General features: G+C 66.9%; 23 protein-coding genes and 1 pseudogene. 12 read left to right on the forward strand and 12 right to left on the reverse strand.

Going from position 1 to position 24,138, the window contains the following annotated elements; all coding sequences use genetic code 11:
• Positions 1 to 8: 8 nt before the first annotated feature.
• The 4 genes from NC4_RS22755 to NC4_RS22770 all read right to left on the reverse strand — a co-directional run bounded on the left by NC4_RS22755 (position 9) and on the right by NC4_RS22770 (position 5,150).
• On the reverse strand, positions 9 to 848 hold the full coding sequence (locus tag NC4_RS22755) for an alpha/beta hydrolase (RefSeq protein ID WP_067541587.1): 840 nt from the start codon (positions 846 to 848) through the stop codon (positions 9 to 11).
• Positions 849 to 1,143: 295 nt separating this feature from the next.
• On the reverse strand, positions 1,144 to 2,505 hold the full coding sequence (locus tag NC4_RS22760) for a M20/M25/M40 family metallo-hydrolase (RefSeq protein ID WP_067541589.1): 1,362 nt from the start codon (positions 2,503 to 2,505) through the stop codon (positions 1,144 to 1,146).
• Entirely contained in the window at positions 2,502 to 4,157 is a 1,656-nt protein-coding gene (locus NC4_RS22765; RefSeq protein WP_245721851.1) for a CocE/NonD family hydrolase, read from the reverse strand. Before NC4_RS22765 ends, NC4_RS22760 begins: the two co-directional genes overlap by 4 nt.
• Positions 4,158 to 4,235: 78 nt before the next feature.
• Positions 4,236 to 5,150 carry an oxygenase MpaB family protein gene (locus NC4_RS22770; protein WP_067541594.1) on the reverse strand — a complete coding sequence of 305 codons (915 nt, stop codon included), beginning with the start codon at positions 5,148 to 5,150 and terminating at the stop codon, positions 4,236 to 4,238.
• 234 nt (positions 5,151 to 5,384) lie between these two features.
• Here NC4_RS22770 and NC4_RS40460 point away from each other — a divergent pair, with 234 nt between their 5' ends.
• Together NC4_RS40460 and NC4_RS22775 are read left to right on the forward strand one after the other, a co-directional pair.
• A complete protein-coding gene (locus NC4_RS40460; RefSeq protein ID WP_157555090.1) occupies positions 5,385 to 5,543 on the forward strand; it encodes a hypothetical protein in 159 nt (52 codons plus the stop codon).
• 116 nt (positions 5,544 to 5,659) lie between these two features.
• On the forward strand, positions 5,660 to 6,130 hold the full coding sequence (locus NC4_RS22775) for a TY-Chap domain-containing protein (RefSeq protein ID WP_067541596.1): 471 nt from the start codon (positions 5,660 to 5,662) through the stop codon (positions 6,128 to 6,130).
• An 11-nt stretch (positions 6,131 to 6,141) separates the two neighbouring features.
• Here NC4_RS22775 and NC4_RS22780 read toward each other — a convergent pair whose 3' ends face one another.
• A complete protein-coding gene (locus NC4_RS22780) occupies positions 6,142 to 6,933 on the reverse strand; it encodes a tyrosine-protein phosphatase (protein WP_218021268.1) in 792 nt (263 codons plus the stop codon).
• A gap of 231 nt (positions 6,934 to 7,164) precedes the next feature.
• Here NC4_RS22780 and NC4_RS22785 point away from each other — a divergent pair, with 231 nt between their 5' ends.
• Positions 7,165 to 7,779, forward strand: coding sequence for a TetR/AcrR family transcriptional regulator (locus NC4_RS22785; RefSeq protein ID WP_067541600.1), 615 nt, complete (start codon positions 7,165 to 7,167; stop codon positions 7,777 to 7,779).
• 127 nt (positions 7,780 to 7,906) lie between these two features.
• Complete coding sequence (gene kstD / locus NC4_RS22790; protein WP_067541602.1) at positions 7,907 to 9,583, forward strand: 3-oxosteroid 1-dehydrogenase; 1,677 nt, start codon at positions 7,907 to 7,909, stop codon at positions 9,581 to 9,583.
• Between the two features lie 35 nt (positions 9,584 to 9,618).
• On the opposite strand, the gene NC4_RS22795 is transcribed toward kstD, so the two are convergent.
• Both NC4_RS22795 and NC4_RS22800 read right to left on the reverse strand, forming a co-directional pair.
• A complete protein-coding gene (locus NC4_RS22795; RefSeq protein WP_157555093.1) occupies positions 9,619 to 10,326 on the reverse strand; it encodes a Pycsar system effector family protein in 708 nt (235 codons plus the stop codon).
• Positions 10,327 to 10,339: 13 nt separating this feature from the next.
• Complete coding sequence (locus NC4_RS22800; protein ID WP_067541606.1) at positions 10,340 to 10,921, reverse strand: hypothetical protein; 582 nt, start codon at positions 10,919 to 10,921, stop codon at positions 10,340 to 10,342.
• Between the two features lie 376 nt (positions 10,922 to 11,297).
• Between NC4_RS22800 and NC4_RS22805 the strand changes: the two genes are divergently transcribed.
• On the forward strand, positions 11,298 to 12,797 hold the full coding sequence (locus NC4_RS22805; protein WP_157555096.1) for a hypothetical protein: 1,500 nt from the start codon (positions 11,298 to 11,300) through the stop codon (positions 12,795 to 12,797).
• Between the two features lie 86 nt (positions 12,798 to 12,883).
• On the opposite strand, the gene glnA is transcribed toward NC4_RS22805, so the two are convergent.
• Positions 12,884 to 14,320 carry a type I glutamate--ammonia ligase gene (gene glnA / locus NC4_RS22810; RefSeq protein WP_067541610.1) on the reverse strand — a complete coding sequence of 479 codons (1,437 nt, stop codon included), beginning with the start codon at positions 14,318 to 14,320 and terminating at the stop codon, positions 12,884 to 12,886.
• A gap of 398 nt (positions 14,321 to 14,718) precedes the next feature.
• On the opposite strand from glnA, the gene NC4_RS22815 reads away from it, so the two are divergent.
• The 6 genes and pseudogenes from NC4_RS22815 (at position 14,719) to NC4_RS22840 (ending at position 18,553) form a co-directional block, all read left to right on the forward strand.
• Positions 14,719 to 15,246: an RDD family protein gene (locus NC4_RS22815; RefSeq protein WP_067541772.1), complete on the forward strand. Its 528-nt coding sequence runs from the start codon at positions 14,719 to 14,721 to the stop codon at positions 15,244 to 15,246.
• Positions 15,247 to 15,372: 126 nt separating this feature from the next.
• Positions 15,373 to 16,302: an alpha/beta hydrolase gene (locus NC4_RS22820; RefSeq protein WP_067541612.1), complete on the forward strand. Its 930-nt coding sequence runs from the start codon at positions 15,373 to 15,375 to the stop codon at positions 16,300 to 16,302.
• Positions 16,303 to 16,392: 90 nt separating this feature from the next.
• The gene (locus NC4_RS22825) at positions 16,393 to 16,992 is read left to right on the forward strand and encodes a sulfite oxidase-like oxidoreductase (protein WP_067541614.1); all 600 of its coding nucleotides are present in this window, start codon (positions 16,393 to 16,395) and stop codon (positions 16,990 to 16,992) included.
• Entirely contained in the window at positions 16,992 to 17,771 is a 780-nt protein-coding gene (locus NC4_RS22830) for a ferredoxin reductase (protein ID WP_067541616.1), read from the forward strand. The genes NC4_RS22825 and NC4_RS22830 overlap by 1 nt, the downstream gene beginning before the upstream one ends.
• 2 nt (positions 17,772 to 17,773) lie before the next feature.
• A pseudogene (locus NC4_RS43045) lies at positions 17,774 to 18,076 on the forward strand (DUF6510 family protein).
• A gap of 102 nt (positions 18,077 to 18,178) precedes the next feature.
• Entirely contained in the window at positions 18,179 to 18,553 is a 375-nt protein-coding gene (locus NC4_RS22840) for a YrdB family protein (RefSeq protein WP_067541618.1), read from the forward strand.
• A gap of 13 nt (positions 18,554 to 18,566) precedes the next feature.
• Here the strand turns inward: NC4_RS22840 and NC4_RS22845 are convergent, their stop codons facing one another.
• Both NC4_RS22845 and NC4_RS22850 read right to left on the reverse strand, forming a co-directional pair.
• Positions 18,567 to 19,430, reverse strand: coding sequence for an alpha/beta fold hydrolase (locus tag NC4_RS22845; protein ID WP_067541620.1), 864 nt, complete (start codon positions 19,428 to 19,430; stop codon positions 18,567 to 18,569).
• Between the two features lie 155 nt (positions 19,431 to 19,585).
• Positions 19,586 to 20,329 carry a DUF4191 domain-containing protein gene (locus NC4_RS22850; protein WP_067541622.1) on the reverse strand — a complete coding sequence of 248 codons (744 nt, stop codon included), beginning with the start codon at positions 20,327 to 20,329 and terminating at the stop codon, positions 19,586 to 19,588.
• 160 nt (positions 20,330 to 20,489) lie between these two features.
• On the opposite strand from NC4_RS22850, the gene NC4_RS22855 reads away from it, so the two are divergent.
• A complete protein-coding gene (locus tag NC4_RS22855; protein WP_067541624.1) occupies positions 20,490 to 20,690 on the forward strand; it encodes an excalibur calcium-binding domain-containing protein in 201 nt (66 codons plus the stop codon).
• Here the strand turns inward: NC4_RS22855 and NC4_RS22860 are convergent, their stop codons facing one another.
• Together NC4_RS22860 and lipA are read right to left on the reverse strand one after the other, a co-directional pair.
• Positions 20,691 to 22,886 (reverse strand): elongation factor G-like protein EF-G2, encoded by a 2,196-nt coding sequence (locus tag NC4_RS22860; protein ID WP_067541626.1) that lies wholly within the window; start codon positions 22,884 to 22,886, stop codon positions 20,691 to 20,693.
• Between the two features lie 187 nt (positions 22,887 to 23,073).
• Positions 23,074 to 24,111, reverse strand: coding sequence for a lipoyl synthase (gene lipA / locus NC4_RS22865; RefSeq protein WP_067541628.1), 1,038 nt, complete (start codon positions 24,109 to 24,111; stop codon positions 23,074 to 23,076).
• Positions 24,112 to 24,138: the final 27 nt, after the last annotated feature.

Consider the following 24,138-nt stretch of genomic DNA (forward strand, 5'->3'; position numbering starts at 1 on the left):
CCGCACCCCTATTGGGTGAGGTGCGCCTCCAGCCAGTTGACGAGATCGGTGATGACCTTGTCCTGCTCGGGCTCGTTGTAGATCTCGTGATAGAGCCCGTCGTAGCGCAGCACGGTCTTGTCCTTCGACCCGGCGCGCTGCTCGAGGATATCGCTGCTCCTGGTGGACACCAGCCCGTCGGCGGTGCCCTGCTGAACCAGCAGCGGCACGATCAACTGGCCCGCGTGCGCCTTGACGAAATCACCGGCCTTCAGCATCTCGGTGGCGGTGCGGGCGGGCGCGCCGCCGTGATAGTTCAACGGATCCGAGTCGTACTTGCGCACCACCTCGGGATCACGGCTCACCAGCGTCGAATCGAGCTTCACCACGGGCAGATTCGGCGTGAACCGTGACAGCAGCGGCGCGAGCAGCTTCTGCACGGCATTGCCCGCGTCGATATCGATCGCCGGTGCCGACAGCGCGATTCCGGTCACGTCGATGGGTGCCCGCGTAGCCAGATACGCCGTGATGAGCCCGCCCATGCTGTGCGCGATCAGGAACTTCGGCACACTCGGATGCCGCCCCGCCGCCGTCGACAACATGGTCGCCACATTGTCGGCCGCCGCGTCCGCCGACCCGATATTGGCATTCACCCCGCCATCGGACCGCCCGTGCCCGATATGGTCCAGCCCGTACACCGCGAACCCGGCCTCGTTCAACCGCTTCGCCACATGCGCGTACCGCCCCGAATGCTCCGCATACCCGTGCACGATCACCGCCACCGCCCGCGGCTCCCCGTCGGGCAGCCACGCCTGCCAGAACACGCGCCCCCCATTGCCCTGGAACTCGCCGGTCTCGCTGCGGGTCATCGTCGCACCCTTTCGTCGGGATCGCTGTCATCGCGCCACCGAGCACGAGAATGCCCGAATTGTCGCGTACTGCAGAGCCATTCTCGCGCACTCCTGCCCGACTCGCCCACGCCGGTCGCAACCGGCCCGCACACCACGCACCCACCCGCCGAACGCGCGTACACCACCGCATCAGCCCGGCGTGTCGTCGAGGGGCGGGCGGAGGCGCGAGGCGAGCCGCCACCGATGCATGGCCCTCCAGCCGACCCAGGCGGCAGGCATCGTGGTCGGCGCGGAGCCGAGAGCGCCGACGCGGTCAGGAGTGGGCGAGGCGGTCGAGGAGGCGGCGGTTGAAGGTGATGAGGCGGGCGTAGTTGGCGCGGGAGATGCGTTCGTCGGTGCCGTGGATGCGTTCCAGGTCGGCGGCGGTGAGGATGATGGGGGCGAAATTGCAGCGGGTGGTGGCGAGGTCGTCGTAGTGGCGGGAGTCGGTGGCGCCGGGGACGATGCCGACGGTGACCGCGATCTCGGGGACAACCTCCCGCGCCAGCTCCGCGACCAGGTCGAAGGCGGGACCGGCGGACGGATCGGCCGACGGTTCGGAGGCGGCGCCCTGGAGTTCGATGCTCACCTGCTTGTCGCGGACCACGCGACGGCAGTGGGCCAGCACGTCGGCGACCGAATCACCGGGCAGGATGCGGAAATTCACGAACGCCTCGGCCTGCTGCGGCAGCACATTCTGTTTCACGCCGCCGTGGATGACGGTCGGCGCGGTGGTGGTGCGGACCATGGCCTCGGTCTGCGGGCGCATGGCCAGAATGCGGGTGGCGGCGGGTCCGGCCACCTTCGCCAGGCCGAGCAGGGTCCGCTGCGGCTCGGACATGAACTGCCGCAGGCGCGCGACCATATCCACCGTCACGGGGGTCAGGCGCAGCGGGAACGGATTGTCCTGGAGTCGCGCCACGGCCCGCGCCAGCCGCCCCACCGCGGTCTGCCGTCCGGGCATGGAGGAGTGGCCGCCGACCGCGGTCACCGCCAGCCGCACCGTCGCGAAACCCTTCTCGCCCACCATGATCGTGGCCACCGGGCGATCCATGCCGACGGCAACGCCCTGGGTGATCACCCCGCCCTCGTCGAGCAGCAGCTCGGCCTGCACCCCGGTCTCCCGCAGCCGCTCGGCCATGCGCACCGCGCCGCCATTGCGGACGACCTTCTCGTCGTGGCCGAAGGCGAGATAGATGGTGCGCTCCGGCTGCACGCCGTCTGCCAGCGCCGATTCGACGGCCTCCAGGATGGCCAGCACCCGGCTCTTGTCGTCGATCGCCCCGCGCCCCCAGACGAATTCGTCGTCCACGGCCCCGGCGAACGGCGGATGGGTCCAGCCGTCCTCATCGTCCACCGGCACCACGTCCATATGCGCCAGCAGGATGGCCGCCACCTTGCTGGTGTCCGGCGTGCCTGCCCACCGATACAGCCTGCTGTGACCGAAGGTCTCCCAGGTCAGATGGGTGTGCACCAGTGGAAACGAGCTCTCCAGATGTTCGGCGAGACGGTCGAATTCGACCAGGTTGGTCTCCGCCGGATTCTCGCGCGAGATGGTCACGCAGCGCAGGGCGGCGGCCAGGCGTTCGGCGGTGGCGTCGTCGACCGTGGGGGAGGCGGGTGCGGTTCGGGTCATCGGTCACCGGTCCGGGGCGGAAAGTTGACGGTCACTGTTGCATTGTCGATCAAATTCGGCGCCAGCGTGGTCGACCGCTCCGCACGCCACTTGGTAATGCCCTCGGTGAGCCCGCCTTGCAGGTCCGGAGTCCGGACCTCGCTCAGCAGCGGCAGCCGCACCTGCGCCGAGGTCACGGTGACACGGGCGAAGGCCGGAGTGTGCGACCAGACGTCGTCGACCACATCGGTGATACGGAATCCGAGGCGATGCCCCGCGGCGATCGGCCAGTCCTGGGCCAGCAACCGCACCTGGGTGGTGGCCGTCGCGGGCGCGATACCGCGGGTGATATTGGTGGCTCGGCCGTCCGGGGCGATGTCGTACACCTCGACGGTGACCGTGGCGGCCTGCGGGGGATTGTCCAGGGTCAGCGTCGCCGACGCGGCGCCGGAAATGTGCTGATCCGCTTCCAGCGGCTGCGAGACGGTCCAGATCTCCCGATCGGCGCCGGGCACCAGACCGCGGTCCATGTACTCCCCGGCGCGCAGATCGACGGTCACCGCACCGCTGTCGGCGGGCGGCCACTGCTGCTCGGAACGCCATCCGCCGTCGAACTGACTCACCGTGATGCGCGGTCCCGGCACCGTCACATCCTTGCCCGCCACATGCCGATCGAAGAATGCCAGCAGCTCGGTGTCGAAATGCGGTGTGCCGCACTTGGTGTGGCAGGTCCGATGCCCCCACTGCCCGAACCAGGCCTTGTGCTCACCGGCCCCGAGCCCGTTCCACACCTGGAACACGCGATCCGCGCGCGTGTTGTAGTCCACGAAGCCCTGGCCCAGGAACAGCGGAATCGTATTCCCGCGCAGCTTCTCCACCAGATCCCGGTCCCGCCAGAACGCGGAGTTCCCATCATGATTGGTGGTCTCGCTCAGGTACTTCGAGTAGCAGCTCGCATCGAAGTTGATCGCATTCGCCCGGTACTCCGCGGAATCCGCCCAGTGCGCGGGCGTGGTCGCGATGAGCAGATGCTCCAGCCCCGCGAAATCACCCGGCCGCACACCGTATTCGGTGATCGGCTTCCCGGAGAACTTCCACGACACCCCCTGCATGTGCAGATAGGCGTACGGATCCACCACCGGCTCGAACGACCCCACCGCCGCCAGCCCCTTCGGCTTCTCGGACAACCCCATGAGCCCGGTCCAGCCCTCATAGGACACCCCGAACATCCCCACCTTGCCCGTCGACCACGGCTGCTCGGCCGCCCACTCGACGGCCGTCTTCACATCCGACCGCTCACCCGGCCCGCCGAAATCCGGGCACCCGTCGGACCCGCCGAACCCCCGCAGATCCACGATCACGAACGTGTACCCCGCCGCGAGGAACATCCCCACCTCGAGGTTCTCCGTCGAAGGCCCCCCTTTGAGCCGCGGATCGCTCAAATAAGCCAAATGCGCCCGATACGGACTGACAGTCATGATCACCGGCGTCCGCACGTCATCGGCGATACCCTCCGGCCGCAGCACATCCACATGCAGCCGAGTCCCATCCGCGGCCGTGATGTACTCCTGCCGCCACTGATACCCCGCCTCAGCAGCCGCTTCCCCCGGCACCGCCACCGCCCCCACCACCAGCAACAGACCAACCAGGGCCCGCCACAACACCATCCGCATGCTCACCATAGTGACCTTGGTCGGTATCGCCCCCGCAGGCCAGCCCCCGGAACCGGGGTGTAACACCCGCAAGCGAGGTCAGAGGGGGCGGAGAGTGATTACTTTGCGGAGGCGGGCGCGGTCGCGTTCGAGGCGGCGGGCCTCGTAGGCGATGGGGAAGTAGCGGATGCGTTCGGGGAGGAGGGGGACGGTGTGGCCGATCAGGCGGCCGAGGATGCGGAGGGTGCGCTCGTCGGTGGCGGTCCACTCGATGCCGAGCTTTTCGCGAATGATCTCGGGGGTGGTGCCGATGGTGAAGAAGTGCTGCAGGCGGCCGACGGGGCGGGCGGCGGTGCGCCAGAGGGGGTGCAGGGGAGTGGGGATCTGCTTGGGCGGGGCCAGGGTTCGGGCCGCCTTCAGGTAGTCGTAGGCGACATTCGTGGGGACGAGGTGGTTCTCCAGCTGGTCCTCGAACCAGGGCAGCCAGTCGGCGTAGGTGGCGGGGATCTCCTTGGGCGCCACCGAGAAATTGCGCATGAGCTGCACGACTTCCTGGTAGTACGACTCGATTTCGGCCTCGGTGAGTTTCTCGCTGGAGAAGTACTTGTTGCCCTCGGTGAAGGCGAAGACGGCGGTGTGCAGCACCCACGCCCAGGGGCCGGAGGACAGGGCGCGGTGTTTGACGCCGTGCGCATCGGTGGAGTTCAGGGTGGCGTGCATGGCGCGCAGACGGTCGGCCTCGGCGAGGGCCTCGTCGCCGCCGTAGATCCACATCATGACCGAGGCGATGCTGCGGGCGGCGCGGCCTATGGCGTCGGTGCGGAAGACCGAGTGCTCGTCCACCACCGCCGCAATGCTCGGCTCCATGGTCTGCAATAGGAAGGCCGAGCCCGCGGTCAGCGAGAAGGTGATGAGTCCGGTGTCCTCCCACATCCGGCTGCCGGGCCCGAACGCGCGGCGTTCCGGACGTGCTCCTCGGGGCGCACGATCGATCGGCGCGACGGCGGCGGTCATGGTGATCTCCTTTGATCACGGTCCTGACGGGCAGGATCTCGACAGGGTGAGAGAGTTACGCTCGAATCATCTCATTCTATCGACTCGGTGGCAACCGTCACAGCCCTCGGGGCGGTGCGGGCCCGGGGCGGTGCGCGAATTTTCACGGGAGATTTACGGCCGGACCATCGTGGACTTGGAAGAATGGACTGCCTGATGTCGTGAAATCGCAATTGGGAGAGTGCAATGAGCGGAATGTCTGCGGTCGTTCGCACCACACCGTCGTCGGTGCTCGACGCGATGCGTTGGGCGGCACGGGAATTCGGTGTACGCCGTATTCCGACGCGCGAGGAACGGGATGCCCGGCTGGCCGGTTATGCCCCGACCGCAATCCTCGGCGCCGTCCGGCGGTAGTGGACAGTCCGGGAGCCGCGGCTGCACAGTCGACGCAGCCACGGCTCCCGTTTTGCGCGTATGCGCCGCAGAACATGCAGTGACCCAAGTGATTCGACGGCGTAGGATCGGCGTCGATGGGCATCGTGCGGGGGCAGAGCGAGTGGGCAGTGACAACCGAATGGGACAAGTTCGTGCAGGCACTGGCCCGATTACTCGCAGAATTGCCCTCCCGGGCGACGGTGGTCATCGCCGCGACGGGTAACCGCTATGTGCAGTTCCAGCAGTTCGATATCAAGCTCTCCGCGGAGCTCACCGGCAATTACTATCTCGCCGAGCCGATTCCGGAATCCGCCGCCGAACGATTACGCGAGCTGGGCTGGACGGCTCCGGTCATGAACCGGGAAATCGAGAACTGGCGCCGCACCCTGCTCTGGCCCCGGCCCGCCAGCAGCCTCATGGAACTGGCCCGCTCGGCAGCCATCGGCCTGCACGACGCGCTCGGCGTGGGTTCGCCGGACGAACTCCATGCGACCGGATGGACCGAAGCCGCGGGCGATCTCGACCTCAGCATTCTGGGTCCCATCGCTCGCCCGGGCTTCGGCTGAACCGCACGCGCTCAGCGCACCAGGTTCTTCCGCAGTTTCAGAATGGTCCCGGGATCCAGGCCGAGGCCGTCGGTGAGGAAGCTCCCGAAGTCGCCGAAGGTCTGCTCCACCTGCTCGACGGCAATGTCGAGGTACTCGTCGCGGACCTCCTGCAAGGGGATGAGCAGGTCCGGATTCTGCATGATGCCGCCCTGTTTCAACTGATCACGCAGCGCCGCGTCGGCGGCCTGGCGGTACTGGTTGGACAGCAGATAGTCCTGGCGCGCCACCGATTCCGGGACGCCCACCGCGCGCAGCATCGCATAGGTCAGCCAGCCCGTCCGGTCCTTGCCCGCCGTGCAATGCACCAGCGTCACGGTATTCGTATCCGCGATATCCCTGATGGTCTGGCCGAATTTGCCGAGCGAATCCGCGGTGAAGAAACTGCGGTACACATCGCCCATGATCTGCTCGGCCTTGCCGTCGCTGAGCAGGTCCTGCTGTTTCTGCGGGTCGCGGGAGGAAATGGCCTCGAACATCTTCACGAACATGCCGGTGTCGTCGATGGGGCGGGTCACCAGCGGGACGCCCGCGGGCAAGCGATCCGAACCCATGCCCTGCACTTCGGCGGGCGTGCGCAGATCGATCACCTTCTGCAACTGGAGAGTTCCGAGTTTCGCCACATCGGCATCGGTCAGCTTGCCCAGGGCATCCGATCGTATGACTTTGCCGGATTTCGTCCGAGCGCCGTTATATGTCGTATAGCCGCCGATATCGCGGACATTCACCGCACCTTGCAACTCGATCCTCGTCGCCGCCGTCATGACCGGTTCCGCGGTCGCGGTCGGTACCGGAATTGTCGCAACCACTCCGCATACCGCAAGGGCCGCAACAGTTAGGGAAACTATCGAAAATTTAACGCGTACGAGCGAATTGAAATTCATGCGCGGGACAGTAGGAGTGTGATCCACGTTACGGGATGCTTCTGTCGCTGAGCGGGACGGTCCGGCCGGTGAACGAGACTGGGTGTTACTCCGTTGTTGACAGTCTCTGTCATGTCTGTAGATACTCTCACTGTGTCACTTCGTGAACGGCAACGACGTCAGATTCGTGCCGACATCCAGCACGCGGCCTTCGATCTGTTCGCGGACAAGGGATTCGACGCCGTCACCACCGAACAGATCGCGGCCGCGGCGGGCATCTCGCCGAGCACCTACTTCCGCCACGTCCGTAGCAAGGACGATCTTCTGCTCGATCCGGTCCGCGAGGGCGGTGCGGGCATCGCCCCGCTCCTCGAGGCGCGTCCCGTCGCCGAACCCGCCGATGTGGCTCTCGCCCAATCGATCCTGACCCGCTCCACCACCCTCGCCTCCGACGAGCTCGAACAATGGCGCGCCGCCTTCCGCACCGCGCCGCATCTGCTCGACCGTGTCGCCCTCATCACCCCCGAACATCGCACCCGCCTGGTCGAGCTCGTCGCGCGGCGCATGTCCCGCGATCCGGAAACCGACAGCAACCCGGGGCTTCTGGTGCACCTCATGCTGGCCGCCGCCGAATTCGGCTACCTGCAATGGCTGCGCACACCGCACCCGCGCGAGGCCTCGCTCGCGGTGTGCGTCGAGGGCGCGCTGGCGGCGGTGCTCGACGATCGCTGGCGCACCGGCGCTTGACGTACCGCGTGGCCGGGAGTCGGCGGCAGCGCTGCCGTAGGCTCCGTCCGGCCGCCGCAACCATCTGCTCCGCCACCCGAAATGGTCGGGGCGGCAACACCTTCATGAACGGAATCCGGAGATCGACATGCCCACTCAGCCAATCAGCTCCGACAGTTTCGACTTGGTCGTGGTCGGCTCCGGCACGGCCGGTATGGCCGCGGCGCTGACCGCCGCCCATCACGGCCTGACCACCGTCATTGTCGAAAAGTCCTCGCACTGGGGCGGTTCCACGGCCCGCTCCGGCGGCGGCGTGTGGATTCCGGGCAACTCCGTCCTCGCCCGCGAGGCTCCGGCCGATGATCTCGAGGCCGCCCGCAAATACCTCACCCACATCGTCGGCGAATACGGTGACGTCGACCGCATCAACACCTACATCGACCGCGGTCCCGAAGCCCTCGAATTCCTGCTCACCCACTCCCCGCTGCGATTGCAGTGGGTGCCTGGCTATTCCGACTACTACCCCGAAGCCCCCGGCGGCCGCGCCCACGGCCGCTCGGTCGAACCGAGGATCTACAACGGCAAGGCCCTCGGCCCGGAACTGGCCACGCTGGAACCCGACTACGCGCCGTCGCCCAAGAATGTCGCCCTCACCCAGGCCGACTTCCGCCAGCTCCATCTGGGCCTGCGCAACCCCCGAGCGCCCTTCCGCGGCATGCGCATTGCCGGTCGCTGGCTCAAAGGCCAACTGCTGCGCCAACACCTGCTGGCCCGCGGCCAAGCCTTGAGCGCCATGCTCCGCGCCGGTCTGCTGGAAGCGAATGTCCCACTGTGGCTCGACACTCCGCTCGTCGACCTGCACACCGACGGCGACCGCGTCACCGGAGTCGTCGTGCAGCGCAACGGCGTCGATCACCTCGTCACCGCCCGCCGCGGCGTCGTCATCGCCAGCGGCGGCTTCGAGCACAACGAGGCCATGCGCAAGCGGTACCAGCGCGAACCCATCGGCACCGACTGGACCGTAGGCGCCCCCGCCAACACCGGCGACGGCATCCAACTCGCCCAATCCCTGGGCGCCGCAGTCGACTTCATGCCCGACGCCTGGTGGGGCCCCTCCATCCCCCTCCCGCGCCAACCCTGGTTCTGCCTCTCCGAACGCAACCTCCCCGGCAGCCTCATTATCAACGCCCGCGCCGACCGCTTCATGAACGAATCCCTCCCCTACGTGGAAGCCACCCACCGCATGTACGGCGGCGAAAACGGCGAGGGCGCGGGCCCAGCCGAAAACCTCCCCGCCTGGCTGATCTTCGACCAGCGCTACCGCAACCGCTACTCCTTCGCGGGCCTCCCACCCCGCCAGCCCCTCCCCGGCGCCTGGTTCAAATCCGGCGCCCTCACCAGCGCCCCCACCCTCGCCGAACTGGCCACCAAACTCGCCGTCCCCGCCGACCGCCTGGCTGCCACGATCACCCGCTTCAACACCTTCGCCCACACCGGCACCGACACCGACTTCAACCGCGGCGCAAGCGCCTACGACCGCTACTACGGCGACCCCCGCCAACACCCCAACCCCAACCTGGGCGCCCTGGAAGTGGCCCCCTACTACGCCGCGAAACTCGTCCCCGGCGACCTGGGTACCAAGGGCGGTCTCACCACAGACGTCACCGGCCGAGTCCTCCGCCAAGACAATTCACCCATCGACGGCCTCTACGCCGCAGGCAACGCCAGCGCCCCCGTCATGGCCCACACCTACGCGGGCCCCGGCGCCACCATCGGCCCCGCCCTGGTCTTCGCCTACCTCGCCGTCCTGCACGCCGCCAGCTGAAACGGGCGGAGCCCCACCCGACGTGGCGGGTGGGGCTAGGGCTGATTGTTGGCGAGGGCCAGTGCCGTGGCTGCTAGGGCCAGCGTGGGCAGCGACAGCAGCAAGAATGTCACCGCCAGTCCGCTCCACCGGTATTTTCGATGTGCGATCTGCGCATTTGCCCAAATCTGTGTGGTGACCGCGGCGGCCAGTGCACGACGGTCCTGGACCAGAGCGGTGAACCCGTCGGCGAATTCGCCGACCTGTTCGGGGTAGATTCGCGCGATGTCCGCAAAGTAGAGCAGATTAGTTCCAATCGGCGGCACCCGCAGGCGCGGTCGCAGGGCAAGACCGGCGCAAATCCCGGCAAACACCACCAAACACGCTGATACCGAGACGGCCACCACGAATACCGTTCCCGGGTTCGACGCCACTTTGATCAAGGCGAAGACGACCAACTCGACCACACCCGCGGCGGCGAGCGTCGTCGCCGCCTTCGTCTCAGCGTGTTTGATCCAGTCGATCATTATCGTCAGCGTGCGCCAAGACGCGTCCAGGTCCAGGGGCTTCGCCAGTTCGGGCTGGGGATCGCGACTGGCGGCGACACCTCGGCGGCGCCCGATCCATCGCAGCGCGGAACGTGACCCCAATGGGTCCTTAGGGTTCGAATTACCCTGCACCTCAGTGAATCGCCGCGAAATGCCGCCACGAAACATCAACACGCCGTGAGCGAATCCCTTACTTACGCTGTCGGTCAGAGACATGGCACTACGACCTTCATTTGATCCACAGCCAGCCGATCTTGTCGTAGGTCTTGTAACGGACAGCCCGTTGTTCGAACCGGAATGAGCGCATGAGCTGATAGCCGGGTTCGACCACATCGCGATACAATCTGTCGGAAATGATGAATTCCAGGTCGGAGTCCGGGTTTTCGGTCACGGCGTTGCGGAGAGCCGCGCTGTCGAGCAGGCGGCTGACCTCCACGATGGTCTCGCCGTGGAAGCCGAGGTCACCGGGCCCGAACAAGCCGATAGCCGCGGCGGCTCGCAGTCGCATCCGATCGCGGTACCGGCGGTTGTCCGCGTGAATCCGCTCCTGCCAACCGCCCATCAAAGCGGCAAGCGCCTTGGGGACCTCGACCTCCAGCGGCAGAAAGACGAACAGACCGTCGCCGGTGCCCTGCCAATCCGTCTGCTCGAGGTCGATACCGAGACCGTCGAGCACCTGTGACACCAATCGGGCCAGCCGCTGTTGGATCTCGTCCCGTTCGGGGACGAGGCGGCTGCTGTATCCGACGATGTCGACCCCGAACCCCAGGCGCATCTGTACCCGTGCGTCCAGATTGACCCACATGTGCATGTCGACTCCGAAATCTCTAAGGGAAGGTCTGTTTCGAGGTCAGGGAATCATGCGTGGTTATCGGCGTACGAGCGGCGGAGTATGGACTTCGCGAAACCGCGACATCGCCGGGAACCCGGTTGTCCAACGTTGGGTAAACCACCGATACTCGAGGGTGTCGACAGACCGCGATCCGGCCGTAGCGCCAGCTTCGGAATCGGAGCCGACGTTCAGCGCCGAGGATGTCCGAGCGCTGCGAGAGTGGTTGCTGACGCGATTGCGGTCTGGCCAGGAGTCGCCCTACCGCTCACGGTCGGGGGAGTTGCCCTCGATCCTGGATCCGGTGGTCGCGGGGGCGACTCCGGCGCAGTTGCGAGCCGGGTTGGCGTGGATTGTCGTGAGTGAACGGTCAGCGCTGGGGCTCACCGCCCAGGACGTGACGCTGTGGATGGAAAGCGCGGGTCTGCGCGGTATTCGCACCGCCGTACGCCTGTTGGCAGACCAGTACGGGTTGTCTTCGCGGCAGTTGCATCGCCGTATTCATCGAGTCGATGACAAGACCGCACAGCTGTTTCGAACCGTGCGGCCACGGCTCCTGGAGTGGGCGCGGCCACAGGATTGTGGTCTGGGATCGGTCTCCCTGGTGGAGTTGGTCGAGGCCGCTCGCGCGGACAGCCACACCGTGGCCGAGACCGTCCGTGGACTGGATGCGGTGCGACAGTTCGCGCGTCGCAACGGCTTATCCGATGCCGCCGCGGCGCAGGACCGATATCTGCGCGGCGACAAGGACAAGCGATATCGCGATTCGGGGCGCACGTACGGCTGGCTGAACACACTGGCCAACAACCCTCCCACACCGGCAAGACCCTCGTGCGATCCGGCGACCCTGCTCACCTGTCACGGATTGGAACTCGCACAAGACCCGACGTCCGCACTCGCGAACGTGAACTCGGCCATCGCGACTCAACAGCGCTCTGCATTGCCGATGCTGCTCGCGCACGCCGGGCGACTTGTCCCCGACGTCAGTGCCGCCGGAGCCGAAGCGTGGCTGAGCTATCTGCACCTGAGCTATCACACGGCCATGGAATCGGAACATATCGCCGGGCTCCGTTTCGCACGGGCGCTACAAGCCGACGCCGTGCGGTTCGCCCCACAGGGCGTGGCGGACTATCGCGTCCGGATGGGAATCGGCGGACGAGGCCACCTCCTGCAGATGTTCGGCCACTATGACGCCGCCATCGCCTGCTACACCGAGGTAATCAGACACGCACAGCACTTCTGCACCGACACAGACGAACACGAGGAGTCACTGCACAACGCCTACGCCCAGCTTGCCTATACCCGAATGCTGGCCGGATACGACCTCAACCCCGCCAAGAAGGCGCTCGCCCGGGCCGAAGCCATCGCCGACCGCTACGGCGACAACCTCGAAATCCAATTCACCAGGGCACGACGCATTCTCGAGGTACGCCTCACGGAAACCATTCAGCTGCAAAGCTTGTCGATGCGCTCGTCGCCGAGCAGCAAGGCCGCACTCGTAGACAACCAACTCGCCGAGTTGCTGCGTGTCACCGACGCAATCGACAAGCCCAACCGGAGATTGGCCGCCCACGACCTGCTGCTGCTGTACGCGGTCGCCACCCGCGACGCCGGGCTGGCGCTGCAGGCCCGCAATGGCTTTCAACGCAGTACCGACCGAATCGGCGGATTCGCCAATCTCACCGATCGCTTCAACGCACGACTTCGCTCGGCTGCCGCACTGTCACCGGCCTTCGCCGATATCGCCCCGGTCACCGGCCCACCTGATCCGCTGCGCTCCACGATCGGCACGCCACCCCGATCGACCGGACTCCTCGTCCACATCACCGGTCGCGATCCTCGACAGCCACACGATTGAACTGCACGCCGCCCGCTGAGACGGGCGGAGCCCCCAACTCGCCGTAGCGAGTGGGGGCTCCACGAGAAGGCTTGCCTCCGAACGATTTACACGTCGAAGTAGAGCTCGAACTCGTAGGGGTGCGGACGCAGGTTGACGGGCGCGATTTCCTGGGTGCGCTTGATGTCGATCCAGGTCTCGATCAGGTCCTCGGTGAACACGCCGCCCTCGGTGAGGTAGTCGTGGTCGGCCTCGAGGCGGTCGATGACCGACGCGAGGGAGGTGGGGGCCTGGGGGATGTTCTTGGCCTCCTCGGGCGGGAGCTCGTAGAGGTCCTTGTCGACCGGGGCGAGGGGCTCGATCTTCTTCTTGATGCCGTCGATACCGGCCATCAGCATGGCGGCGAAGGCCAGGTACGGGTTGCCCGAGGAGTCCGGGGCGCGGAACTCGATGCGCTTGGCCTTCGGGTTGCTACCGGTGACCGGGATACGCACGGCGGCCGAGCGGTTGCGCTGCGAGTACACCAGGTTGATGGGGGCCTCGTAGCCCGGCACCAGACGGTGGTAGGAGTTGATGGTCGGGTTGGTGAACGCCAGCAGCGACGGGGCGTGGTGCAGGATGCCGCCGATGTAGTGACGCGCGATGTCCGACAGGCCCGCGTAACCGGCCTCGTCGTGGAACAGCGGCTTGCCGTCCTTCCACAGCGACTGGTGGGCGTGCATGCCCGAGCCATTGTCGCCGAACAGCGGCTTCGGCATGAAGGTAACGGTCTTACCCTCCTGCCACGCGGTGTTCTTCACGATGTACTTGAACAGCTGCAGATCGTCCGCCGCGCCCAGCAGGGTGTTGAAGCGGTAGTTGATCTCGGCCTGACCGGCGGTGCCGACCTCGTGGTGGCCGCGCTCCAGCTCGAAGCCCGCGTTCTGCAGGTTGGTCGAGATCTTGTCGCGCAGGTCGACGTAGTGGTCGTACGGGGCGACGGGGAAGTAACCGCCCTTGTTGCGAACCTTGTAGCCACGGTTCGGGGTGCCGTCCGGGTTGTACTCGGCGCCGGTGTTCCAGGAGCCCGAGATCGACTCGATCTCGTAGAAGGCGCCGTTCATGGCCGAGTCGTAGCGGATCGAGTCGAAGATGTAGAACTCCGCCTCGGCGCCGAAGTAGCAGGTGTCGGCGATACCGGTCGAACGCAGGTACTCCTCCGCCTTGCGCGCGATATTGCGCGGGTCGCGGGAGTAGGCCTCACGGGTGAACGGATCGTGGACGAAGAAGTTCAGGTTCAGGGTCTTCGCGGCACGGAAGGGATCGATCCGGGCGGTGCTGAAGTCGGGGAGCAGGAGCATGTCCGACTCGTCGATCGACTGGAAGCCGCGGACGGACGAGCCGTCGAACGCGAGGCCTTCCTCAGCGAGGTCGGCGGTGAACGCCTTTGCCGGGATGGAGAAGTGCTGCTGCACACCGGGGAGGTCGGTGAAACGAACGTCGACGTATTCGACGTCCTCCTCCTTGATGTACTTGATGACCTCGTCGGCAGTGCTGAATGCCACGTAGTACTCCTTACGGATCGGTTCCCAGCCAGTGTGGTGACTGCATGGGTTCGTCGCGACCAGACGGTATGGACGCGAAGTTTCCCCACAATCAAGACTGTGTTTCGCCAGTGTTACACGTACCGCTGATCGCAGGTCCGACGGCGCTCGCGGGTCCGCGAGACAGCCGGCGCGGTAATCGAAAGATGCTCGACCAGCACCGACATCCTGCCACCGACCTCGGCTGCAAGGCCGTTAAGACGCCGAAAAGATAGGGGTCTTACCTTCCCCCGGCCCGTCGCGGTGAGAATTTTCACCGTCAGGCACCTTTCCGGCTATCTCGGATGCTGGGAAATTGCCTGAGACCGGATCGCGAGGGCCTCGCACCGCCCGTCGGCGCGCCGAATAAGGTGGATGTCATGGCACGCATCACCGGCTCCTGGCTGTCCGGACCCAACGCCGACTCCGGCAATGACCCGGACGACTATCAGGGCAAGGAACTGGGGCTGCCGAAATCCGGGGCGGGCGCCCTCGCGCCCATGGTGCGCCGGGTCCCTGCGCTACTGGTGGACTGGTTCATCGCCATGGGCCTGGCGGCCCTCATCGTCCGGCCCAATGCCGATGAGCTGATTGCCAAGATGGACATCCCCGCAGGTGAGGCGCCCCCGCCGGACTGGGTCGTGGCAGTCGGCTCGCTGTCGACGCCGACACTGCTGGTCTGGTTCGCCATCGGCGTCGCGGCGGTTACCCTGTTCGGATTCACCCCCGGCCAGTACTTCCTCAAGCTCCGTGTCCTGCGCGTCGACGCCGCCGCGCCCGTCGGATTCGTCCGGGCCCTGGCCCGGCAAGTCATCCTGCTGTTCGTGGTTCCAGCCCTGTTCACCGATGCCGACGGCCGCGGTATGCACGACCGCGCCACCGGCACCGCGCTGGTCTACAGCCGATAGAAATCACCCTTAGCCGAATGTTCACCCCATGTTGCCTTCGCTAGGTATCGTGGCGGCGATCTGCCGTGGCCGAGGCGCTGAGCTCGGGCCACGGCAGATAGCTGTTGCTGTGCTGTTGGAGGATCAATGGGTGAGAACTATCGGACTGCCGCGCGCGGAATCAGCCGGCGGTCACTGTTCGCATCCACGGGGCTGCTGGGTCTGGCCGCGGCCGGAGCGGCGGTGAGCGCGGGCGTGAACGCCGAACCGGGTGGCGAGGGCGTGCGGCGGGTGCTGCACGCCGGACATATTTCGGACGGGCCGGGAGCGACGCTGCTCGGCATCGCGCCGATCATCCGGGCCGAGCGATTGCACTCGCCCGCGCGCGGGCGGGCGGTGAACGTCGTCACCATCCTGCCGCCCGGTGTGCGCACCGAGGGCCTGCCCATGTCGCTGCTGCTGCACGGCTTGCATGGCAATGCCCACGAGGCGGCCGTCGGCGACCTGGGCGGCGTCCTGGCCGCCATGGTCGCGGCCCGCCTGGTGCCCGCCTTCGGATTCATGGCCATCGACGGCGGCGACACCTACTGGCACGAACACCACAGCGGTGACGATCCGATGCGCATGCTGCTCGACGACGCCCCGCGCTGGCTCACCGAACGCGGGCTCGGCGGTCCGGGCGGCGAACCGTTCGCCTGCACCGGCACCTCCACGGGCGGCTTCGGCGCCCTGCTGTATTCGCGGCGCCGGACCGAACGCGGCCGTCCCGCCAAGGCCATCGCCACCATCTCGCCCGGCCTGATCACCTCGTGGTCGAAGGCATTGCGCAAGCGCAATGCCTTCGACAATGCCGACGAATGGGCCGCCCTGGACCCGCTGCGCAATATCGACAAGCTCGGCCCGTCCCCGATCGCCCTGTGGGTCGGCGACCGCGACAAGTTCGTCGAGGGCGGCCGCCAGTTCATCGCCAATGCGCGCCCCGAGGTCGGGCTGGTGACGCCCGGCGGCCACACCGAGGAGTACTGGCGCACCATCACTCCGGATGCGGTGCGATTCCTCGGCAAGTACGCGGGCTGAGCGGTTTTCCCGTATGACGGGCGTACGCTGACTCCAGCGCAGTGGTCCGGATCCATGCAGTGACCCGCCGTTCTCCGGAGGAGCGATCGCATGAGCATCTTCTCGCCCGGCTTTCAGGGACGTCCGCGTCCGCGCAGTGATCGGACGCCGCCGGGCCAATACCTGACCGACGACTTCCCGGTCCTGTCCGCCGGTCCCACTCCGCGCATCGACCTGAACCGCTGGCAGTTCAGCATCACCAATGAGCTCGGCCGCCAATACACCTGGAGCTGGCCGCAATTCATGTCGCTGCCGCAGGCCAAACCCCGGGTCGACATCCACTGCGTGACCCGCTGGTCCAAACTCGACACCGACTGGCAGGGCGTCGCCTTCGACACACTGCTCGAAAACGTCGAAACCCAAGCCGAATTCGCCTACGTCACCAGTTACGGCGGCTACACCACCAACCTGCCCCTCGAGGATCTGCTCGACGGCCGCGCCTGGATCGTGCACACCTACGGCGGCCAGGACCTGCATCCCGAACACGGTGGTCCGGCCCGCCTGCTGATCCCGCACCTGTATCTCTGGAAATCCGCCAAGTGGGTCAAGAGCATCCAACTCCTCGATCAGGACGAACCCGGATTCTGGGAAACCGCCGGTTACCACAGCTACGGTGACCCGTGGCGCGAACAGCGCTACCAGGGCGACTGATGCGCTGGCAGCCCGCCGAACTCCTCACGGCCCACCCCGAAACCCCTTCCGCTCGCACCCTCACCCTCCGCGTCCCCGGCTGGCCCGGCCACCTCCCCGGCCAGCACCTCGACGTTCGCCTCACCGCCCCCGACGGCTACCGCGCCGCCCGCAGCTACTCCCTGTCGGCCCCCGCGAACGGCGACACCGTCGAGATCACCATCCAACGCGTCCCCGACGGCGAAGTCTCCGGCTACCTGGTCGACCACTACCCCATCGGCGCCCTGATAGAAGTCCGCGGCCCCATCGGCGGCTGGTTCGTCTGGAATCCGGAATCCGACGGCCACGCAGTCCTGATAGCGGGCGGCTCCGGCATCGTCCCACTCGCTGCCATGCTCCGCGCCCGCCGAAAGTCCGCGAACACCAGCAGATTCCGCCTCCTGTACTCGATGCGCGACCCGGACGACCTCTACTACCGCGACGAATTGCTCGTGGACGAGAAGCAGCACACCGCCGAGCGGGTCGACCGGACGAGCTCGGGCGATGGGCTGGTCCGGATCGAGTCGGGTGTCGATCTGTTCCTCGCCTACACCCGCAGCATCCCTGCCGGTTTCGCAAGACCCGCTGGTCGGCTCACCGCCGCGGAGATCGCCGCTCTCGCGCTGCCGCCGGGCCCCGACACCACCTCCTATGTGTGCGGTCCGACTCCCTTCGTCGAGTTCGCCGCTACCGCACTGGTTTCCGCCGGGCACGATCCGGCCATGATCAAAACCGAACGCTTCGGACCGACAGGGAAATGACAATGCCGACCCAATACAGCTATACCAGCGGCACCCACGAGCAGTACTACCTCGACGGCAATGCCATCGCCGGGACCCTGTCCGGAATCTTCGCCGCAGACCTCACCGGCTGCGGATGCCGCTGTGGCGCATGCGGAGTCATCGAACCCCTGGCCCGCGCCCTCGTCTAAGTCCGCTGCCCGGGCACGGTCGCCCGCTGCCCCCACTGCTCGGCTGTGGTGCTCCGGCTGACGAGCACGCCGTCCGGCCGCTGGCTCGATTTCGGCCCCGGCGCCTCGCTCTGCCTTCCGTCGTCCGAGGGCTGAGCGGCTGGGCGGAAGTCGGCCCCGCCCGACGCACACTCCCGCGTGTCGCCGCCACCAGTTCCCGGTCGGTGGTGTTTCGCATTCGCAGCTAGGCTGCGACCCATGTCGCTCAATCCTGTGATGCTCGGTGTTCGGTTCGTGCTCGAGCTGGTGGCGCTCGGGTCGTTTGCCGCGCTGGGGTGGCGGGCGTTCGATTCGCCGTGGAAGTTCGTTCTCGTTGTGCTGCTGCCGTTTCTGGCGGCGACGGCGTGGGGTGTTTTCGCGGTGCCAGGGGATCCGAGCCGGAATGGTGAGGCCGCCGTCGCCGTGAACGGGCCGGTGCGCCTGCTGGTGGAGATTCTCGTGCTCGGGGGTGGGGCGGCCGCGCTGTGGGCGGCGGGGTTGCCGCGGTGGGCGTTGGTGTCCGCGGCGATTCTCGTGATCTACCACGTGCTCGCCTATGACCGGATCGGCTGGTTGCTCGGCATCCGGTCATGACGAGGCGACCGGATCAGCTGACCTTGCGGCTCAGGAAATCGCGGATGAGGGCGGCGATTTCGGTTCCGTGGGTCTCCAGGGCGAAGTGGCCCGCATCGAGTAGATGCAGTTCGGCGTCGGGCAGGTCGCGCAGGTAGGCGCGGGCGCCGTCGGCGCCGAAGATCTCGTCGTGCTCGCCCCAGGTGATGAGGACCGGCGGGCGGTGCTCGGCGAAGTACTTCTGGAAGACCGGGTAGTGGTCGAGGTTGTACTTGTAGTCGCGGAACAGCTTCAGCTGAATCTCCTTGTTGCCGGGGCGATCCAGATAGGCCTGATCGAGGGTCCAGGTGTCGGGGCTGACGAGCGGCAGGCGGTCGGCCGGAACGCCGTGCGTGTACTGCCATGTCGTGGCGTCGAGTTCGAGCAGCTTGCGGGCCGCGGGCTCGTGGGTGACGTGGTCCTCGGCATGCGCGAACAGCAACTCCCAGAACGGCGTGAAGCCTTCCATGTACGCATTGCCGCTCTGCGTGATGATCGCGGTGACGCGCTCCGGATTACGGGCGGCGATGCGCAGACCGATGGGCGCGCCGTAGTCCTGGATGTAGAGGGCGAAGCGGTCCAGGCCCAGGGTGTCGAGCAGTTCGGCGGTGATCTCGGTGAGTCTGTCGAAGGTGTAATCGAATTCGTCGACGCGCGGCATGGCCGACTGCCCGAATCCGATGTGGTCCGGGGCGATGAGGTGGTAGTGCTCGCCCAGATCGCGCAGCAGATTGCGGAACATGGCCGAGCTGGTGGGGAATCCGTGCAGGAGCACCAGCGCCGGGTTCGCCGGGTCACCGGCCTCGCGGTAGAAGACCTGCTGGCCCTGGATCGTCACGGTGTGGTGGTGCACGGTCATGGCTTCGTCCTGTCATCGCGCCGATCAGCTGTCTAACCGGCTAATGACAGATAGAAGGTTAGAGACGGCGGGTTTGTTCCCATCCGCTCGAATTTTTTTCGCGCACAACGAAAGAGGCCCGCGTCCAGTGGACGCGGGCCTCGGGAGAACGTTTTTCAGCGGCGGCGAATGGTGCGCTGCACACCCTTCATCTTGGCGCCCGCGGGCAGCGGACCCTTGGGCAGCGCCGGACCGCCGCGCGTCGCCAGCGCGGAGAGCCGACCCTCGATGAGGTCCATCCGCTTGGCGTCGATATTGCGCGGCAGCTTGGTCAGGTAGCGCTGCAGATCCTTGATCGGCACCTGATCCTTCTCGGTGCCGATGATCACGTCGTAGATCGGGGTATCGCCGACCAGCCGCGCGACCTTCTTCTTCTCCTGCGCCAGCAGCGACTTCACCCGCTGCGGGGAACCCTCGGCCACCAGCACCACACCCGGCAGCCCGACCACGCGGTGCACGGCGTGGAGCTGGGTGGTGGCGGCGACGCCCGGGGTGACGCGCCACTTGCCCTGGAGATTGTCGAGCACCCAGGCGGCCGCGCCTGCCTGGCCCTCCGCCTTGGCGTACACATTCTTCTGCACGCGGCGTCCGAAGATGATGAACGCGGCCAGCGCACCCAGCAGCAGACCGATCGGCAGCAGGAACCACTGCAGTCCGAAGACGAATCCGATCACCAGGAAGAGCGCCGTCACGCCGACGAACGCGCCGATCATCAGCGGCAGCAGCGCCTTGTCTTCCTTGCGCTGCATCTGGAACGCCTGCCAGAGTTGCTGGCGGCGCTCCTTCGACGCCTGCTTGCGCGCCGCCTTCGCCGCGGCCTTCGCTTCCTTCGACGGCTTACCGCCCTTGCCTGCTGCCATGGCAACAGGATAGTGGCCGGGTACCGGCGAGTCGGCGACGGGACCATATCTGCCCGTCCGCTCTCGGCGATGTGGCGTTCATCTCAGGGTCCACCGGCCGATTCGCCGACCTATCCGTCGGCCGATTCGCAATCCCGTGAAGCGCGAGACAGTGCACGGAATGAAGAAGATCGTGACCGGATTCGGCGTCGTCGCGGCCATTGCGGCCGCCACCGTGCTGGGCGCCCCGAGCGCCGCCGCCGACGTCTACTACAAGAACTGCTCCGAGGCCCGCGCCGCGGGCGCCGCCCCGATCCTGAAGGGCGAGGAAGGCTATCGCCCCGCCCTCGATCGCGATGGCGACGGCGTCGCCTGCGAGTAGTCAGCTCGAGGTCTTCGACTTCTCGCGAATGCTGTCCGCCAGTTGCGGCGGCATGGCTTCGTGCCGCACATAGGTGCGGGTGAACGTCGCTGCACCGTGGGCCAAGCTGCGGAGGTCCACGGCGTAGCGGCTCAACTCGAGTTCCGGGACCTCGGCCCGGATACTGGTGCGGCCCAGGCCGATCGGCTCCGTGCCCAGGACGCGGCCGCGGCGGCTGGACAGATCGCCGAGGACGGGGCCGACATAACTGTCGGCGACCAGGACCCGGACCTCGGCAATGGGCTCCAGCAGGCTGAGGCGGGCGGCGGCCGCCGCCTCGCGCAGGGCCAGACCACCCGCCATCTGGAAGGCGGCATCGGAGGAATCCACCGAGTGCGCCTTCCCGTCGAAGAGCGTGACGCGGACGTCGACCAAGGGGTAGCCGGCGACCAAGCCACGCAAGGCTTGTGCGCGAACTCCTTTCTCCACAGAGGGTATGAACTGACGCGGGACGACCCCGCCGACCACCTTGTCCACGAACTCGATGCCCGACCCCTCCGGTAGGGGCCAGATCTCGATCTCACAAATGGCGTACTGGCCGTGACCACCGGACTGCTTCACATGCCGTCCGCGGCCGGATGCCGGGGTGGCGAAGGTTTCTCGCAACGCCACCTTGTGATCGATGACGTCGACCTGGACGCCGAAGCGTGAGCGGAGGCGCTCCAGGGCGACGTCGCGGTGCGCTTCGCCCAGGCACCACAGCACCAGCTGGTGGGTGTCCGGATTCTGTTCCAGGCGCACGGTCGGATCCTCGGCGACCAGGCGGGCCAGGCTCTGCGAGAGCTTGTCCTCGTCGGCCTTGCCGTGCGCCTTGATGGTGACCGGTAAGAGCGGATCCGGCATGGACCACGGCTCGATGAGCAGCGGAGAATCCTTGGCGGACAGCGTGTCCCCGGTCTCGGCGCGGGACAGTTTGATGACGTAGACAATATCGCCCGCAATGGCCTCGCCCAGCGGGCGCTGCTGTTTGCCGAATGGCGCGGTCACCGCGCCGATGCGCTCGTCGGCATCGTGATTGACGGTCTCGGTGGGGCCGTGCCCGCACACGTGCACGGTGTCGTCGGCGTGCAGGGTGCCGGAGAAGACCCGCACCAGCGACACCCGCCCGACATACGGATCGGAGGCGGTGCGAATGACCTCGGCGGCCAAGGGGGCCTTGGGATCACAGACCAGGGGAGCGGACTTGCCCGTAGCGCCGGTGGCCGCCAGCGGATGCTCGGCGGGAGTGGGGAATCCGCGCGCGATGAGATCCAGGATCTCGATGGTCCCCAGCCCCTGTTTCGCGCCCTCGGGCGGCGGCGCGGCAATGAGCACCGGATGGAAACTGCCGCGGGCGACGGCCTTTTCCAGATCCGTCTCCAGCGTGGCGAGATCGATCTCCTCGCCGCCGATGTAGCGGTCCATGAGGGTCTCGTCCTCGCTCTCGGCGATGATGCCCTCGATGAGCCGGTTGCGCGCCTCCGCCATCAATTCCAGCTGCTCGTCGGAGGCGGGCGTCTCGGTGTGCTCACCGGCGGAATAGTCGTACACGTGCTGGGTCAGCAGATCGATGAGCCCGGTGACCGGCCGGTGCCCGTCGGCGCTCTTCGGCCCGTACACCGTAAGATGTAGCGGCGGCATGCTTTCCGTCCGCCCGCAGCCCAGAATCTCCCGGCAGGTATCGGTCATGTCCTCGAAATCGGCGCGCGCGGTGTCCAAGTGGGTGAGCACGATGGCGCGCGGCATGCCGACCATGGCGCATTCCTCCCACAGCGCCAGCGTCGCCCCGTTCACCCCCTCGACGCCCGCCGCGGCGGAGAGCACGAAAAGGGCCGCATCCGCTGCCCGCAGACCGGCCCTGAGTTCCCCGACGAAATCCGCATAGCCGGGGGTGTCGAGTAGGTTGACCTTTATCTGATCCCACCGCATCGGCACCACCGAAAGCTGTACGGACCGATGTTGTCGCTGCTCGATATCGTCGTAGTCCGACACGCACGTGCCGTCCTCGACTCTGCCCGCTCTGGGCACCGCTCCGGTCGCCACGGCGAGGGCTTCCACCAATGTGGTCTTCCCCGATCCGCTGTGCCCGACGAGCACCACATTGCGTATGTCGTCCGGCCGTTCGGCCGTGATTGCCCTGCCGTTGGCGCCGCTCGGCGCACTCGTCCTCTCGACCATCTGGCTCGCTCCGGGGTCGATTGATGCCGTCCCTCGAGCTTGCCACCGCCGGGCCGATCGCGTCCACGATTCCGGCCAGATGGCGTTAACCGGCATACCGTCGGCGTGTTCTCCGTTCGTCACCGGGCGGACAGAAAACGCCCCGGGCGCGTGCGCGCCCGGGGCGAAATATATTGTTCTGCGCCGGTTACGAACCGAAGCGCGCGAGCACGCTGGTGGCTTCCTGCGAGGCGGTGCCCTCCTTGGCGAGATGCGCCATCTCCGGCGCGATTTCGCGGCCGTGGTGGCGCATGGCCTGCGCGTAGAGGCGACCCGCGCGGTAGGAGGAACGCACCAGCGGACCCGCCATGACACCGGCGAAGCCCATCTCCTCGGCGGCGCGCGAATGCTCGACGAACTCCTCGGGCTTGACCCAGCGATCCACCGGATGGTGCAGCGGCGAGGGCCGCAGGTACTGCGTGATGGTCAGGATGTCGCAGCCCGCCTCGTGCAGATCGCGCATGGCCTGGGTGACTTCCTCGGGGGTCTCGCCCATGCCGAGAATGAGGTTGGACTTGGTGACCAGCCCGTCCGCGCGGGCCGCGGTGATCACCTCGAGCGAGCGCTCGTAGCGGAAGGCCGGGCGGATGCGCTTGAAGATGCGCGGCACCGTCTCGACATTGTGCGCGAGGACCTCCGGCCGCGAGGAGAACACCTCGGCCAGCTGCTCGGGCACAGCGTTGAAGTCGGGGATGAGCAGCTCGACGCCGGTATTCGGGTTGAGCCGCTTGATGGCGCGCACCGTCTCGGCGTAGAGCCAGGCGCCGCCGTCCTCGAGGTCGTCGCGGGCCACACCGGTAATGGTGGAGTAGCGCAGCCCCATGGCCTGCACGCTCTCGGCCACGCGCCGCGGCTCGTCGCGGTCCAGCGCGGCGGGCTTACCGGTGTCGATCTGGCAGAAATCGCAGCGGCGGGTGCACTGTTCACCGCCGATGAGGAAGGTGGCCTCGCGGTCCTCCCAGCATTCGAAAATATTGGGACAGCCCGCTTCTTCGCAGACCGTGTGCAGCCCTTCGCGTTTCACCAGGCCCTTGAGCTCGGAATACTCCGGGCCCATGGTGGCGCGGGTGCGAATCCATTTGGGCTTGCGCTCGATCGGGGTCTCGGCGTTGCGCGCCTCGATGCGGAGCAGTTTGCGGCCGGCGGGCGCAGCGGCAGGCCCGGAGGAGGCAGCTTGCGTAACCACGGAGGGACCCGCGGAGGCCGCATTGGG

The organism is Nocardia crassostreae, assembly GCF_001613405.1.
GTDB lineage: Bacteria > Actinomycetota > Actinomycetes > Mycobacteriales > Mycobacteriaceae > Nocardia > Nocardia crassostreae.